At 74.6% G+C, this 14,100-nt stretch carries 12 protein-coding genes; 7 read left to right on the top strand and 5 right to left on the bottom strand.

Annotation, left to right across the window (positions count from 1 at the left end):
* Positions 1-527, bottom strand: a 527-nt coding sequence (locus ACFY61_RS07495) for a Scr1 family TA system antitoxin-like transcriptional regulator (RefSeq protein ID WP_389468240.1), incomplete at its 3' end; no start/stop codon positions are given.
* A gap of 144 nt (positions 528-671) precedes the next feature.
* Here ACFY61_RS07495 and ACFY61_RS07490 point away from each other — a divergent pair.
* Complete coding sequence (locus ACFY61_RS07490) at positions 672-1,457, top strand: alpha/beta fold hydrolase (protein WP_389468239.1); 786 nt, start codon at positions 672-674, stop codon at positions 1,455-1,457.
* On the opposite strand, the gene ACFY61_RS07485 is transcribed toward ACFY61_RS07490, so the two are convergent.
* Genes ACFY61_RS07485 through ACFY61_RS07475 form a run of 3 tightly spaced genes read right to left on the bottom strand, consistent with a single transcriptional unit; the run spans position 1,447 to position 4,789 of the window.
* Complete coding sequence (locus tag ACFY61_RS07485; protein ID WP_389468236.1) at positions 1,447-2,043, bottom strand: GNAT family N-acetyltransferase; 597 nt, start codon at positions 2,041-2,043, stop codon at positions 1,447-1,449. The genes ACFY61_RS07490 and ACFY61_RS07485 overlap by 11 nt on opposite strands.
* Positions 2,040-2,693, bottom strand: coding sequence for a GNAT family N-acetyltransferase (locus tag ACFY61_RS07480; RefSeq protein WP_389468233.1), 654 nt, complete (start codon positions 2,691-2,693; stop codon positions 2,040-2,042). Before ACFY61_RS07480 ends, ACFY61_RS07485 begins: the two co-directional genes overlap by 4 nt.
* Positions 2,690-4,789, bottom strand: coding sequence for a penicillin acylase family protein (locus tag ACFY61_RS07475; protein ID WP_389469267.1), 2,100 nt, complete (start codon positions 4,787-4,789; stop codon positions 2,690-2,692). The genes ACFY61_RS07480 and ACFY61_RS07475 overlap by 4 nt, the downstream gene beginning before the upstream one ends.
* 66 nt (positions 4,790-4,855) lie before the next feature.
* On the opposite strand from ACFY61_RS07475, the gene ACFY61_RS07470 reads away from it, so the two are divergent.
* The 6 genes from ACFY61_RS07470 (at position 4,856) to ACFY61_RS07445 (ending at position 12,777) form a co-directional block, all read left to right on the top strand.
* The gene (locus ACFY61_RS07470; protein WP_389468231.1) at positions 4,856-5,596 is read left to right on the top strand and encodes a siderophore-interacting protein; all 741 of its coding nucleotides are present in this window, start codon (positions 4,856-4,858) and stop codon (positions 5,594-5,596) included.
* Positions 5,597-5,861: 265 nt separating this feature from the next.
* Complete coding sequence (locus ACFY61_RS07465; RefSeq protein ID WP_389468229.1) at positions 5,862-6,257, top strand: signal peptidase I; 396 nt, start codon at positions 5,862-5,864, stop codon at positions 6,255-6,257.
* A 115-nt stretch (positions 6,258-6,372) separates the two neighbouring features.
* On the top strand, positions 6,373-8,646 hold the full coding sequence (locus ACFY61_RS07460; protein WP_389468226.1) for an MMPL family transporter: 2,274 nt from the start codon (positions 6,373-6,375) through the stop codon (positions 8,644-8,646).
* Positions 8,647-8,672: 26 nt separating this feature from the next.
* On the top strand, positions 8,673-9,263 hold the full coding sequence (locus tag ACFY61_RS07455; protein WP_389468223.1) for a GNAT family N-acetyltransferase: 591 nt from the start codon (positions 8,673-8,675) through the stop codon (positions 9,261-9,263).
* 237 nt (positions 9,264-9,500) lie between these two features.
* The gene (locus ACFY61_RS07450; RefSeq protein ID WP_389468220.1) at positions 9,501-9,665 is read left to right on the top strand and encodes a hypothetical protein; all 165 of its coding nucleotides are present in this window, start codon (positions 9,501-9,503) and stop codon (positions 9,663-9,665) included.
* A gap of 34 nt (positions 9,666-9,699) precedes the next feature.
* A complete protein-coding gene (locus ACFY61_RS07445) occupies positions 9,700-12,777 on the top strand; it encodes an AAA family ATPase (protein ID WP_389468217.1) in 3,078 nt (1,025 codons plus the stop codon).
* Positions 12,778-12,787: 10 nt separating this feature from the next.
* On the opposite strand, the gene ACFY61_RS07440 is transcribed toward ACFY61_RS07445, so the two are convergent.
* Positions 12,788-13,930, bottom strand: a complete 1,143-nt coding sequence (locus ACFY61_RS07440) for a PQQ-dependent sugar dehydrogenase (RefSeq protein ID WP_389468215.1) — start codon at positions 13,928-13,930, stop codon at positions 12,788-12,790.
* Positions 13,931-14,100 lie beyond the last annotated feature (170 nt).

Below are 14,100 nucleotides of genomic sequence, written 5' to 3'. Positions count from 1 at the left end.
CGGCCGCCAATCGGGCGCCGCAGGATCACCTCTTCCAGGATGAAGTGCATCATCGGCGGCGCGGGCTTCCGCGAGAAGATCGCCTGACGCTCAAGCCGCCGGGTGGTGTTCTGCTTGGTCTCCTCCTTAGTGAAGGGCGGAACGCGGCTGCCGAAGACGGCCGCCGCGTACTCCGGGGTCTGGAGCAGTCCGGCAATCAGCGCGTTTTCGTACGACTGGAGGCTCGTGGCTGTCCGCTCGTGCTCGATGTATTCGATGGCGAACGCCGGATACCTCTCCCGGACGGGGACCTTGGCCAGCGACGTGGTCAGGAGACCGCCGGTCTCCAGCAGGTCATCCAGCCGCGCGGCGAGCCTCGGCTGGAGCAGCCGGCGGCCCTGCTCGATCGACGCGACCGTCTCCAGGTCGACGTGCAGCAGCTCGGCCAGCTGTCCCTGGGTGTAGCCCGCCTTCTTGCGGAGTTGGCCGAGCAGCGCGCCGATGACCATCCAAGAGGCGTTGCGCTGGGGCCTGTTCGTCTGACGCATGCGTGACCCATGCCCCACGGGCCTCGTACTGACGCCCCGTCGGCCCGTACACCACCCGTACAAGAATCTTTCTGTAGCGCTCACTAGTTAAATGCCGTACGGTTATTTCTGTAGTGATCGTTTCGAAAAAGAACGGGGACACCCATGCCCACCGCCACCGCCACCTACGCCCGCACCGTCCGCAACGAGAGCGGCGGGCCCGGACTCCTGCTCGCGCACGGCAGCGGCGGTTCCGTCGAGGGCAACTTCGGCGCGATCCTCGACGGGCTGGCGGCCACGCACACCGTCGTCGGCGTGGACTACCCCGGCACCGGCGGTACGCCACGGGCCGCCGCCCCGCTCGTCCTGGACGAGCTCGCCGACGAACTCGTCGCCGCCGCCGACGCGGAGGGGCTCGACACCTTCGCCGTGCTCGGGTACTCGCTCGGCGGGAACGTCGCCGTGCGGATCGCCGCCCGGTATCCCGAGCGGGTCACCGCCCTGGTCCTCACGGCCAGCTTCCCGTACGCCGACAACCAGCTCGCGCTGATCGCCGGCGTGTGGTCCGAGCTCGCCGGGCGCGGTGAGAACGACCTGCTCGCCCGGACCCTCCTCCCGCTCGCCCTCAGCAAGACGGTACTGGAGGGCCTGAGCCCGGAGCAGTTGGCCGCGGTCGTACGGGACACCGCCGCCTCCTTGCCGCCCGGCGGCGGGGACCACGCGGCCCTCGTGGCCGGCGCCGACCTGAGCGCGGACCTCGCGCGGATCGGCGTACCGACCCTGGTCGTCGCCACGACCGAGGACCGGCTCGTGCCGCTGCCGCTCCAGCAGGAGCTGGCGGCGGCCGTCCCGGGCGCCCGGTACGCGGAACTGCCCACCGGGCACCTCCCGTTCGCCGAGCGCCCGGAGGAATGGCTGGGCCTGGTCCGGGAGTTCCTCGTCAACGCGTGAGGAACGCCAGCCGGGCCCGCTTCGCCGGCAGGTACACCTCGGGGAGGTCGATCTCGGGGAGCTCGACCTCCGGGCCGAGGGTGAACCCGGTGCGCTCCAGCCGGGCCAGGGCCTTGGCGTTGCGGGCGTCCGGCTCGGCGACCACCCGGCGGGTGCCCGGCAGCCCGAAGACGTAGTCGATGAAGGCGGTCAGGAGGGAGGCGGTGAAACCGCGCTCCGCGCCCTCGCCGGCCGGGCCGATCAGCAGGTGCACGCCGATGTCGCCCGGCAGCACCTCGTAGCACTCGGCGACCCGGTCGGCCGCGCAGTCGTACGTCTGGAACAGGGCGACCGGTTCGCCGTCGCGGGAGGTGAGGAAGGCGTGGTGGGTGTCGCGCCGGTCGACGTCCTCGTAGATCTCCCGGACCAGTTCCGGGCTCGCGCCGTTCATGCCCCAGAAGCGGGCCCGCTCCTCGCTGACCCAGCGGTGGATCAGCGGTGCGTCGGAGGCGGGGTCGACCGGGGTGATGGTCACCGTGCCGAAGCCCTCGACGTACTGGGTGTGGACGGGCGCGCGGCGGGTGGTGGTGTGGTTCGGGTCGGTCACTCGGGGTCCTCGGGGTCCTCGGGGGCGGGAAGGGCCGGGCCGAGCCCGGCCGGGCGGTCCAGGAAGGCGAGTACGGCGCGCTTCTCCGGGAGGTAGACCTCGGGGAGGTCGACCTCCGGCAGGAGGATCTCGCCCTGCGGGACGAAGCCGATCTTCGTCAGCAGCGCGAGCGCCTTGTCGTTGCGGGCGTCGGGCTCGCCCACCGCGCGGCGGACGGCCGGGTCGCGGAAGGTGAACCGGACGAGCGCCCCGATCAGGGTCCGGCTGAAGCCGGGCCGGGGCGCGCCCGCCGCCGGGGCGAGCATCAGGTGGACGCCGACGTCCCCCTCGCGGACCGGGTAGCACTCGCTGACCCGGTCCTCCTCCGGCTGGTACGTCTGGAACAGGGCGACCGGCTCGTCGTCCAGGCGCACCATGAACGCGTGGTGGGTGTCGCGCCGGTCGACGTCCTCGTAGATCTCCTGCACCAGTTCACGGCTCGCGCCGTTCATGCCCCAGAACACGGCGCGCTCCTCGGCGACCCAGGAGTGCAGCACGGCGGAGTCGGACGCGGGGTCGACGGGGGTGAAGCGGACGGTGCCGAACCCCTCGATCGTCTCGGCGTACACGTCCGCACGCGGGGAGCCGGTGGTGGGGGAGCTGGGTCTCATGCGTTTTCCTGTTCCTTTTCCGTGTTCTCCACGGTTTCGGCGGTTTCGGCGGTTTCGAGGCTGAGGAGGGACCAGTCGGTGACGACCGGGACGAGGTCACCCCGTGCCCAGAGCGGCAGCTGGTCGCGGTGGTGTGCGCTGCCGGTGACGCCGTCGGCGCCGAGCGGGACCGCCCACAGGCTGTCCTCCCGCCGGGCCAGGTCCCACACGTAGCGGGCCGCCGAGGCGCGCGCGGCGAGGTCGGTCACGCCGGGCACGGAGGAGGTGGCGTTGACGCAGTCGTGGTCACCGCCCAGCCCCGGCCAGTCGGCCGACGCGTCGGGCAGCGCCTGCCAGGGCGCCAGCCGGTGCACCTCGGCCCAGGGGACCTCCGGTGCCGCCGCCGCGGTCTCCTCCAGGGCGGCCCGGACGTGCCCGGCCCGGTCGAGCCCGGGCAGCAGGGTGGTGGTGAGCAGGCCTTCGAGGGCGTAGCCGGTCTTCGGGAGCAGGTACTGCCAAGGGCGCAGTACCTCGGGGCCGGTGGGCGGCGCGGTCAGGGCCTCGAAGGCCGGGTCGGCGGCGATCCGGCGGGCCGTGGCGGTGCGGAAGGCGGCGAAGACGGTGGCGTCGGTGCTGTCGGCCTCCATGTGCCGGTCCCAGGAGAGGAGCCGGTCGCGCAGTGCCGCGGCCTCGGGGGACAGGCCGTCGAGGGACGGCAGCAGGTCCAGGAGGGCCGCGGCCGAGGCGAGGTGGGTGTCCCGGTGGATGACGGCCATGCCGGGAGCCGTCCAGTCGTCGGAGCCGCTGAGCAGCTCCCGGATGCGGTTGGCGCGGTGCGGCGGCGCGAACTCCACGCCGAACGGGGACGCGATCCCGCGGGCGTTGGCCATGACGGCGAAGCCCTGCACGGGTTCGGCGGTGGTCCCGGCCCAGCCCTGCCACGCGTGGCGGGCCTCCCAGGCCGGTACCGGGCGCAGCCGGTTCTCCGGGTCGCGCAGCGGCACCGCGCCCGCGACGCGGTGCAGCAGCCCGCCCCGCGTGTCGGCGGCGTGGACCACGTTGACCGGCTCCGCCCAGGCGTCCAGCGCCGCGTCGACGTCGTCGACCGTACGGGCGCGCAGCAGGGCGGGCAGGGCCGAGAAGCCGAGCTCCGCGCGGACCCGGGGCGGGTAGCGCAGGCTCATCGTGCGGTCCGCGCCGTCGACGCCCTCGTGGACGACGACCACGCCGCGGCCGGTCTCCAGCACCTCGACCTCGACGTCCTCACCGCCGGCGACGGAGACGGTCTCGGTGTGCCGGGCCACGGGCTCCCAGCGGTCGCCCTCGGCGCGGGCCTCGACGGTGCCGCCGGGGGTGCGGCGGAGCTCCTCGACGTACAGGTCCTGGTAGTCGGCCATGGCGTTGGTGATGGCCCAGGCGACGCCGCCGGTGTGCCCGAAGTGGGCGAGGCCGGGGACGCCGGGGACGGCCAGGCCCAGCACGTCGTACTCGGGGCAGGCGAGCCGGATCTGCTGGTAGACGCCCGGGTCCTCGATGAACCGGTGCGGGTCGCCGGCGATGACGGCGGAGCCGGTGGCGGTGCGGTCGCCCGGCACCAGCCAGCCGTTGCTGCCGGCGGTGCCGGGGCCGTCGGTGGCGAACAGGGTGGCGGCCTCCGAGCCGAGGGCGCGGGCGACCCGGTCGCGCCACAGCTTGTTGGGGAAGCCGGCGAACAGGATGTGCGTGGACAGCCAGATCGACAGCGGGACCCACGGCTCCCACCGGGTGGGCACCAGGCCGGTGGCGGCGAAGCGGGGGTCGCGGGCGGCGCCCGCGGCGAGGCCGTCGCCGACCCCGTCCGCGTACGCGCGCACCCAGGCTGCGGTGTCCGCGTCGAGGGCCTCGTAGCAGCGGCGCGCGGTGTCGTCGAGGCGGACCTGGCGGGCGAACACGTCCCAGCCGACGGCCTCCTGGCCGAGGAAGGCGGCGGTGGAGCCCTGGGCCCGGTGCCGCTCGACCTCCAGCTGCCATGCCCGGTCCAGGGCGGTGGTCCGGCCCTGCGCGTGGGCGAGTTCCAGATGGCCGGACGCGCGAAGGTGGGGGATGCCGTAGGCGTCCCGGAAGACCTCGTAGCTCACACTGCTCCCCAAGTGCATTAGGTTAGGCTGGCCTAACTGTATCGGGGTTCAGGGGAAGGGGCGGACATGGCCGTCGGCAAGGGTTGGGAGGGTGTGGTCCTCAAGCTCCTGCGGGGCAAGGACTTCACGTTCACGGTGACGGGCGCGGAGTCGGTCACCGACCACTACCGGCGGGTCCACTTCACCGACGGCGGGCTCCTCGCGGCCGCGGGCGACTCGCTGCACCCCACGATGTGGGTGCGGCTGTGGTTCGCGGCGGACGGCAAGCCGCACCAGCGGGCCTACACGCTGGTCGACCCCGACCGGGAGGCGGGCACCTTCTCCCTGGAGTTCGCCCTGCACGACGGCGTGGCCAGCGACTGGGCGCGGGGGGCTGTGCCCGGCGACGCCATCGAGGCCACGGTCCAGGGCACGGGCTTCACCGCGCCCGACCCCGAGCCCGGGCGGCTCCTGCTGATCGGCGACCCGGCGTCGCTGCCGGCCATCAACTCCCTGCTGGGCCGGTACCCGGGCACCCCGGCGACGATCTGGTTCGAGACCCAGCACGAGGCCGACGAGGACCTTCCGGTACGGCTGGACCCGGAGCGGCACGAGATCCGGCGCGTGGCCCGCACGGGCGGCGGCGCGGGGCTGGTCGACCGGGTCCGCGCCGAACTGCCGGGGCTGGCGCCGGACGCGGAGACGGCGTACGTGTGGCTGGCGTGCGACACGGTGACGACGCGGACGCTGACCGGCTACCTCCGCAAGGACCTCGGCCTCCCGAAGCACCGCGTGAACAGCCTCGGCTACTGGCGCCCCTCCGCGTAGCCCCCGCCGCCGGCCGGTGCCCGGCCGCCCCGCCCGGGGGGGCCGGAGCCCGTTGTCCCGTCCGGCCCGCGCCCCGCCTCCGCCCGGCCCCTCGCCCTCGCAGGCAGCCCGGCTCTCCGGACCGGCTCCGAGCGGGGAAATCCAGCCCCTCCGGCGTTCGAGGAGTGGGGGTCCCCCCGGACGGAGTCTGGGGGAGGGTGCGGGGCGGAGCCCCCTGTGGTCGGGCGGAGCGGTGGCCGCGGGGGAGCCGGTAGCGTGCCGGGGTATGAGTGACATCCACGTCGGTCGGGCGGCAGCGGACGCCGCGCTGGACCACGGCTGGCTCCTGGGCCACTTCAAGCCCCCCGGCGACCCCCGGCACAGCACCGGCGTGGAGATCAAGTGGGGCGTCCACCCCAAGGGCGACGCCCGCGCCCAGTGGGTGCACGGCGAGGAACGCACCGCCCTCCAGGTCCTCATCAGCGGCCGCTTCCGCCTCGAATTCCCCGACCGCACCGTCATCCTCGCCGAGCAGGGCGACTACGCGGTCTGGGGCCGCGGCGTGGACCACTCCTGGTACGCCGAGGAGGACACCGTCGTCCTCACCGTCCGCTGGCCCTCCGTCCCCGGGTACAAGGTCCCGGTCCCGGTCCCGGAGACGGACCCGCCCCGAACCCTGTGACGATGCACACGAAACGGACCAACGATCACGAAACGCTGCGATGGTGGCGTCCGTGGACCATCCCGGGGCGACCCCCCGGGCGTCGCCCACCCGAACCACCAGGGAGCACGTTCCGTTGGCAGCACTCGCACGGTGGTGCCTCCGGCACCGCCTCGTCGCCGTACTGATCTGGCTCCTCGCCCTCGGCGGCACCGCCGCGTCCGCCGCCACCGCCGGAACCGCGTTCTCCACCGACTACCAGGTCCCCGGCACCGAGTCCGGCAAGGCGGGCGACCTGCTGCGCGCCGGCTTCCCCGGCCAGGGCGGCGACACCGACACCGTCGTGTGGCGCACACCCCCCGGCCAGACCGCCCGTACGCCCGACGTCGAGCAGCGGATGAGCCGGGCCCTGGACCACATCGCCGGGCTCGACGGCGTCGGCGCCGTCACCAGCCCCTACCGGCCCGGGGGCGCCGCGCAGATCAGCGCCGACGGCCGTACCGCCTACGCCGTCGTCACCTTCGACCGGCAGGCCGACGCCGTGCCCAGGGCGCAGGCGAAGGCGGTGGTCGACGCCGCGAAGAACCCGCGGACCGAGGCCGGCGGCCTCCAGGTCGAGCTCGGCGGCCGGGCCGTCCAGCTCACCGAGGCCCCCACCTCCCACCTCGCCGAGGCCATCGGCGTGGCCGTCGCCGCCGTGGTCCTCTTCCTCGCCTTCGGCTCGCTCGCCGCCAGCCTCCTCCCGATCGCCACCGCCCTGGTCAGCGTCGGCACCGCCTACTCCGGCACCACCCTGCTCGGACACGCCATGCCCGTCGCCGACTTCGCACCCATGCTGGGCACCCTGGTCGGCCTGGGCGTCGGCATCGACTACGCGCTGTTCATCGTCACCCGGCACCGCAAGGGCCTCAAGCGGGGCCTGCCCGTGGAGGAGGCCGCCGAGGCCGCGGTGGCCACCACCGGCCGGGCCGTGGTCTTCGCCGGCGCCACCGTCTGCATCGCCCTGCTCGGCATGCTCGTGCTGCGCCTGGACTTCCTCGACGGCGTGGCCGTCGCCGCCTCCCTCACCGTGCTGCTGACGGTCGCCGCCTCGGTGACGCTGCTGCCCGCCCTGCTCTCCTGGATCGGCCCCCGCGCGCTCTCCCGCCGCGAGCGCCGCCGCCTCGCGGAGGAAGGCCCGCGGCCCGAGACGCCGACCGGGTTCGCCGCCCGCTGGTCCGCGTTCGTGGAGCGCCGCCCCAAGCTGCTCGGTCTGGTCGCCACCGCCGTGATGGCCGTCCTCGCCCTGCCCACCCTCTCCCTCCACCTCGGCACCTCGGACCAGGGCAACAACCCGGCGACCAGCACCACCAGGCAGGCCTACGACCTGCTGGCGGACGGCTTCGGCCCGGGAGTGAACGGCCCGCTGGCCCTGGTCGCGCAGCTCGGCGGAAACACCGCCGGCCAGGCCTCCGCCGACGGGACCGCCGACGGGACCGCCGCCGGCCAGGCCGCCGCCCTCGACCGGCTCGCCGCCGCCCTGCGCGACACCGACGGCGTCGCCGCGGTACTGCCTCCCCTGGTCAACGAGGCCCGGGACACCGCCGTGGTCACCGTCCTGCCGGACTCCTCCCCGCAGTCCCGGGCCACCAGCGACCTCGTCGACCGGCTCCGCCAGGACGTCGTGCCCCGCGCCGAGGACGGCACCGGGATGGACGTGTACGTCGGCGGGGTCACCGCCGCCTACGACGACTTCGCCCAGGTGATCATCGGCAAGCTGCCGCTGTTCGTCGGCGTGGTCGTCACCCTCGGCTGCGTGCTCCTGCTGCTGGCCTTCCGTTCCGTCGCCGTCCCGCTCAAGGCCGCCGTCATGAACGTCGCCGCCGTGGCCGCCTCCTTCGGCGTGGTCGTCGCCGTCTTCCAGTGGGGCTGGGGGAGCGAACCCATGGGCCTGGGCAGTGCCGGGCCCATCGAACCCTTCCTCCCCGTGATCATGGTGTCGGTCCTCTTCGGCCTCTCCATGGACTACCAGGTCTTCCTCGTCAGCCGCATGTACGAGGAGTGGCTGGAGACCGGCGACAACCGCCGCGCCGTACGGGTCGGCCTGGCCGAGACCAGCCGGGTCATCAACTCGGCCGCGGTCATCATGATCTCCGTCTTCCTCGCCTTCGTCCTCAGCGGCGACCGCCTCATCGCCATGTTCGGCATCGCCCTGGCCGCCGCCGTCGCCCTCGACGCCTTCGTCCTGCGCACCCTCCTCGTCCCGGCGCTGATGCACCTCCTCGGCGGCGCCAACTGGTGGCTGCCCCGCCGGCTCGACCGCAGGCTCCCCAGGATCAGCATCGAACCCCCCGAACACCCGCCGTCACGTGCGACACTTCCCGCGCAGCGGCCGAGCGAGGACGACCGTCCGGCGGCCGTTACCCGTTGACCGGTGACCAGCCGCAAGGAGACCGCGTGTTCTCGATAGACCTGGACGACGACGCCCAGCTGTTCCCGCTGGAGGTGTGGCACGCCGAGGAGTTCCTGGCCCACATGGACCGCGGCCGCGAGTTCATCGGCCAGTTCGTGCCCTTCCCGGACCGGGCCACCGACCTGGAGTCCACCCGCGGGATGCTCGGCGCGAACGCCGCCAAGGCCGCCGACGACGGCGTACGCCTCTACGGCATCCGGGTCGGAGGCACCCTCGTCGGCGGCGTGCTCTTCCCCGCCTTCGACGCGGCGGCCGGCAACTGCGAGGTCGGCTGCTGGCTGGAGCCGGCCGCCGTCGGCCGCGGCCTGGTCACCAAGGCGTGCCGGGTGCTCATCGACTGGGCGGTCCACGTCCGGGGCATCCACCGGGTGGAGTGGCACGTCGCCTCCGGCAACAAGAAGAGCATCGCCGTCGCCGAACGGCTCGGCTTCACCCGCGAGGGCGTCCTGCGCGAGAACCACCTGCACCGCGGGGTCCGCCAGGACACCGAGATCTGGGCGCTCCTCGCCCCCGAATGGCGCCCCGCCGACACCGCGCCCGACACCGCGCCCGACACCGCGCCCGGCACCGCCTAGGCACGTCCGGCAGGCCCGGGCACGTCCGCGCACCGCTGCCCCGCCCAGGCGGTGCCCGGGCCCGTCTAAGCACCCCCCGCGCCGCCTTAGGGTCCGCGCCCCGTGACCGCCGCCCCGCCCTAAGGCCCCCGGCGCCGGCAGATGCGGCATGCTCCCGATGTGCCGGCACCCCCTGGGACGCGAATCTTGGACCACACCGGACCAGGTGCCCGAGAAGACCCACCAGGGGGAAACGACATGTTCGAGTACGAGATCGCCGCCGCCCGCCAGGCCGACCTCATCCGCGAGGCCGAGGCCTACCGCCGGGCCCGGCTCGCCGCCGAGGCGTCCCGCTCCTCTCGCGGCCAGGAAACCGAAGGGCGGGTGAACCGCCACCGGAGCCGCTTCGTCCGCGCCGCGTAGCCGGCGCGCCGTCACCCGCGGGAACGGACGCGTGATGAGGAGCGTCCCGATATCGAGTGCCGCCGGCACGGACACCTGTGCGATGCTCGGCGCCGTGGAGACCAGATCCGTCAGCCCGGTGTTCGTCGGCCGCGCCGACGAACTGGCCGTACTCACCGACGCACTGCGCCGCGCCGCCGGCCAGGAGCCCCAGGCCCTGCTCATAGCCGGCGAGGCCGGCGTCGGCAAGACCCGGCTCACCGAGGAGTTCGTCGCCGAGGCGACCCGCCGCGGCGCCGTCGTCGCCGTCGGCGGCTGCGTCGAGATAGGGGCGGAGGGACTTCCCTTCGCCCCCTTCTCCACGGCCCTGCGCACCCTCCGCCGCCGCCTCCCCGACGAACTCGCCGCCGCGGCCGCCGGCCAGGAGGACGAGCTGGCCCGGATCCTCCCGGAACTCGGCGAGACCCGCCGCGGCCCGCACGACGAGGAGAGCACCCACCGTCTCTTCGAACTGACGGCCCGCCTGCTCGAACGGCTCGCCGCCGACCGCACCGTCGTCCTCGTCCTCGAGGACCTCCACTGGGCCGACACCTCCACCCGGCACCTGCTGGCCTACCTCTTCCGCAGCCTCACCGGCGGCCGCCTGGTCATCGTCGCCACCTACCGCGCCGACGACGTCCACCGCCGCCACCCGCTGCGCCCGCTGCTCGCCGAACTCGACCGCCTGCGCACCGTCCAACGCGTCGAACTGCCCCGCTTCAACCGCGCCGAGGTGCGCCGCCAGGTCGTCGGCATCCTCTCCTCCCAGCCCGACGAGGGATACGTCGACACCGTCTTCGAACGCTCCGACGGCAACGCCTTCTTCGTCGAGGAACTCGTCGCCTCCATGACGAACGGCTGCCGCAGCGGCCTCACCGAATCCCTGCGGGACCTGCTGCTGGTCCGCGTCGAGGTGCTCCCGGACGCCGCCCAGCGGGTGGTGCGCCTCGTCGCCGAAGGCGGCTCCACCGTCGAGTACCCCCTGCTGCTCGCCGTCGCCCGGCTGTCCGAGGACGAACTGATCGAAGCGCTCCGCGCCGCCGTCGGAGCCAACATCCTCATCGCCACCCCCGACGGCGACGGCTACCGCTTCCGCCACTCCCTGGTCCGCGAGGCCGTCAGCGACGACCTGCTGCCCGGCGAACGCGCCCGCGTCAACCGCCGCTACGCCGAGGCCCTGGAGGCGGACGGCACCCTCGTCCGCGCCGAGGAGCGGACCATCCGGCTGGCCAGCTACTGGTACTGCGCGAACGACCCCGCCAAGGCGCTGCCCGCAGCCCTCGACGCCTCCGTCGCCGCCCGCCACCGCCACGCCTACTCCGAGCAGCTCAGGCTGCTCGAACGCGCCCTGGACCTGTGGGACAGCGCCCCCGACGACGTGCGCGAGGCGCTGCGCCCCGCCGACTACACCGAGGCCTACCCGCCGTGCGGCCACGACGCCTCGACCCCGCTCCAGCGCCTCGACCTGCTGGCGGAGGCCACCGTCGCCGCCCGCCTCGGCGGCGACCGCGAACGCGCCCTGAAACACAGCAAGATCGCCCTGCGCTCCCTGGACGGCGCCACCGCCGACCTCGACGTGCTGCGCGCCGCCTGGTTCTGGACCGAACGCTCCCGGCTCGTCGCCAGCCTCGCCCGCGGCGACGGCTGGGAGGAGCTGGGCACCGCCCAGGAGCTCGTCAAGGGCCTGCCCCCGTCCCAGGTCCACGCGGAGGTGCTGGTCCGCGCGGCCGGCTGGGGCATGCTCCACGACCCCGGCCCCGACAACCTGGCCGCCGCCGAACGGGCCGCCGAGTACGCGCGCACGGTCGGCGCCGAGGAGACCGAGCTCAACGCCCGCATCACCGTCGGCTCCCTGCTCGTCGACGCGGGCTCCCTCGAAGCCGGCCTCGCCGAGCTGTACGCGGTCGGGGAACGGACCACCGCCCTCGGACTCAACGGTCTCGCCGGCCGCGCCCACATCAACCTCAGCCACCAGCTGGAAGGCGCAGGACGCTCCCGCGAGGCCATCGACGTGGCCACCCGCGGACTGGAACTGGCCGGCCGGGCCCGGCTCGCGGACACCCAGGCCTGGATCCGCTGCAACATGGTCGAGAGCCTGTACGGGATCGGCCGCTGGGACGAGGCCGCGGAAGGCGCCCGCCGCGCCCTGGAGACCGGCCAGAGCGCCGCCCCCCGGGGCATGGCCGGCAGCCGCCTGGCCTACCTGGCCCTGGCCCGCGGCGAACTGGCCGAGGCCGCCGCCCAGCTCGCCGCCGCCCACCGGCACTTCGGCAGCCACGACCTCCAGCCCCAGTACCGCATCCCGCTGCACCGACTCGCGGTGGGCGTGGCCGCGGGCGAGGGGCGGCTCGCCGACGCCCGCGCCGAACTGGCCGACGCGGTCGGCCAGGGCTTCCCGCTGGGCCACCACCGCTTCGCCTGGCCGCTGCTGCTCGCCGCCGCCACCGCCGAGGCGGACGCCCGCGGCCTGCCCGCCGCGGAGGCCGGCCGCGCCGACGCCGTCGCACTGATCCGGACCGCCGCGCGGAACCTGGCCACCCCCGTCCCGCTGTGGGCGGCCCACGCCGACTACGTCCGGGCCGAACTCCTGCGCGCCGAGGGCCGGGACGCGGCGGCCGACTGGACCGCGGTCGAGGCCGCGATCCGGCCGCTGGAGCGGCCGTACCTGCTGGCCCGGGCCCGCCACCGGCTCGGCGAGGCGCTGCTGGCCACCGGCGGCGACCGGGACCACGCCTCGTGCCTGCTCCGCGAGGCGCACGCCGAGGCCGAGCGGCTCGGCGCCCGGCTGCTCCGCGAGGACCTGGCGCTGCTCGCCCAGCGCGCGAGGATCCCGCTCACGGAACCCCCCGGGGCGGGAGAGCGGGGGGAAGCGGACCGTGACCCGGTGGAGTCGCTGGGCCTGACCAGCCGCGAGCGGGACGTACTGCGGCTGGTGGCGGCCGGCCGGACCAACCGGCAGATCGCGGAGGAACTCTTCATCTCCCCGAAGACGGCCAGCGTCCACGTCTCGAACATCCTGGCCAAGCTCGGCGTAGCGGGCCGCGGCGAAGCCGCCGCCCTCGCCCACCGCCTCCGCCTCTTCGCCCGGGCCTGATGCCCGCGGCTCAGCGGACCGTCAGGGTCAGCACGCGGTCGTCGCCGGCCCCCGGCGACCCGCGCCCGTCCGTCTCGCTGGTCACCAGCAGCAGCCGGTCGCCACCCAGCGCCACCACGGTCCGCAGCCGGCCGTGCGCGCCGGTGAGGAAGGCCTCCGGCTCCGCCACAGGCTTCGTGCCGTCCAGCGGGATCCGCCACAGCCGTTCGCCGCGCAGCCCGGCCATCCACACCGAACCCTCCGCCCAGGCGATCCCGCTCGGCGAGGCGTCGTCGGTGCGCCACTGCGCCACCGGATCCCTGAAGCCCGCCTTCCCGGCCTTCCCCTCGGCCGCGGGCCAGCCGTAGTTGCCGCCGGGCTCGATCAGGTTGAGCTCGTCCCAGGCGTTCTGGCCGAACTCCGCGGCCCACAGCCGCTTCTCCCCGTCCCAGGCCAGTCCCTGCACGTTGCGGTGGCCCCACGAGTACACGACGGAGTCCGCCTCGGGGTTGCCGTGCACCGGGTCGCCGTCCGGGGTCATCCGCAGGATCTTGCCGCCGAGGGACTTCCGGTCCTGCGCGAGGCCGGTGTCGCCGGTCTCGCCCGTGCCCGCGTACAGCATGCGGTCCGGCCCGAAGGCGATGCGGCCGCCGTTGTGGACGAGCCCCTTGGGGATCCCCCGGAACACCGTGTCCGGCGCGCCGAGTTGCTGGCCGGGCGTCCGCCGCTCGTCGTACCGCATGCGGGCGATCCGGTTGTCGGACTCCGTGGTGAAGTACGCGTACACCAGCCGGTCGGAGGCGTACGAGGGGGAGAGCGCCAGCCCCATCAGACCGCCCTCGCCGCCGGGGGCCACGCCGGGGACCTCGCCGATCACGGTCAGCGCGCCGGTGCGGGCGTCGACCCGGGTGATCGTGCCCCTGTCGCGCGAGGCGACCAGCAGGTCGCCGTCGGGCAGCGGGGCGACGCCCCAGGGGGACTCCAGCCCCTTCGCGACCTCGCCGGTCACGGTGACGGACCCCCTGGCGGGGGGCGCGGTGGGAGCGGCGGTCGCCGTGGCGGTGGGCTTCGCCGGAGGCGTCGTCCGCGCCCCGGGAGCCCCTGCCGGCTGCCCGGAACACCCCACGAGCAGCACGCCCGCGAGCCCGACCGCCCACACCGTCCGCTTACGCATCCCAGCTCCCTTGCTCCCCGCCATCGTCCCACCCCGCTGTCGTCCTGCCGCCCGGATGTCGGGGGCACGCTCGGGCGGGGGCGTTGGTTGCGTCGGGGTGGTTGCCCGTCCGTCCCATCGTCCTTCCGGGGCCGTCCGCCCTGTCAAGGGCGCTCCTTCGTCGCGTCGCT

The sequence above is a fragment of the Streptomyces sp. NPDC012888 genome (genome assembly GCF_042900645.1).
Taxonomy (GTDB): domain Bacteria; phylum Actinomycetota; class Actinomycetes; order Streptomycetales; family Streptomycetaceae; genus Streptomyces.
This window is presented reverse-complemented; position numbering and strand designations above follow the sequence as displayed.

Coding starts and splice junctions, on each gene's coding strand:
- ACFY61_RS07480 (WP_389468233.1), bottom strand. CDS start 2,693: ATGAGACCCAGCTCCCCCACCACCGGCTCCCCGCGTGCGGACGTGTAC.
- ACFY61_RS07470 (WP_389468231.1), top strand. CDS start 4,856: ATGGCCGTCGGCAAGGGTTGGGAGGGTGTGGTCCTCAAGCTCCTGCGG.
- ACFY61_RS07440 (WP_389468215.1), bottom strand. CDS start 13,930: ATGCGTAAGCGGACGGTGTGGGCGGTCGGGCTCGCGGGCGTGCTGCTC.
- ACFY61_RS07445 (WP_389468217.1), top strand. CDS start 9,700: ATGAGGAGCGTCCCGATATCGAGTGCCGCCGGCACGGACACCTGTGCG.
- ACFY61_RS07465 (WP_389468229.1), top strand. CDS start 5,862: ATGAGTGACATCCACGTCGGTCGGGCGGCAGCGGACGCCGCGCTGGAC.
- ACFY61_RS07490 (WP_389468239.1), top strand. CDS start 672: ATGCCCACCGCCACCGCCACCTACGCCCGCACCGTCCGCAACGAGAGC.
- ACFY61_RS07450 (WP_389468220.1), top strand. CDS start 9,501: ATGTTCGAGTACGAGATCGCCGCCGCCCGCCAGGCCGACCTCATCCGC.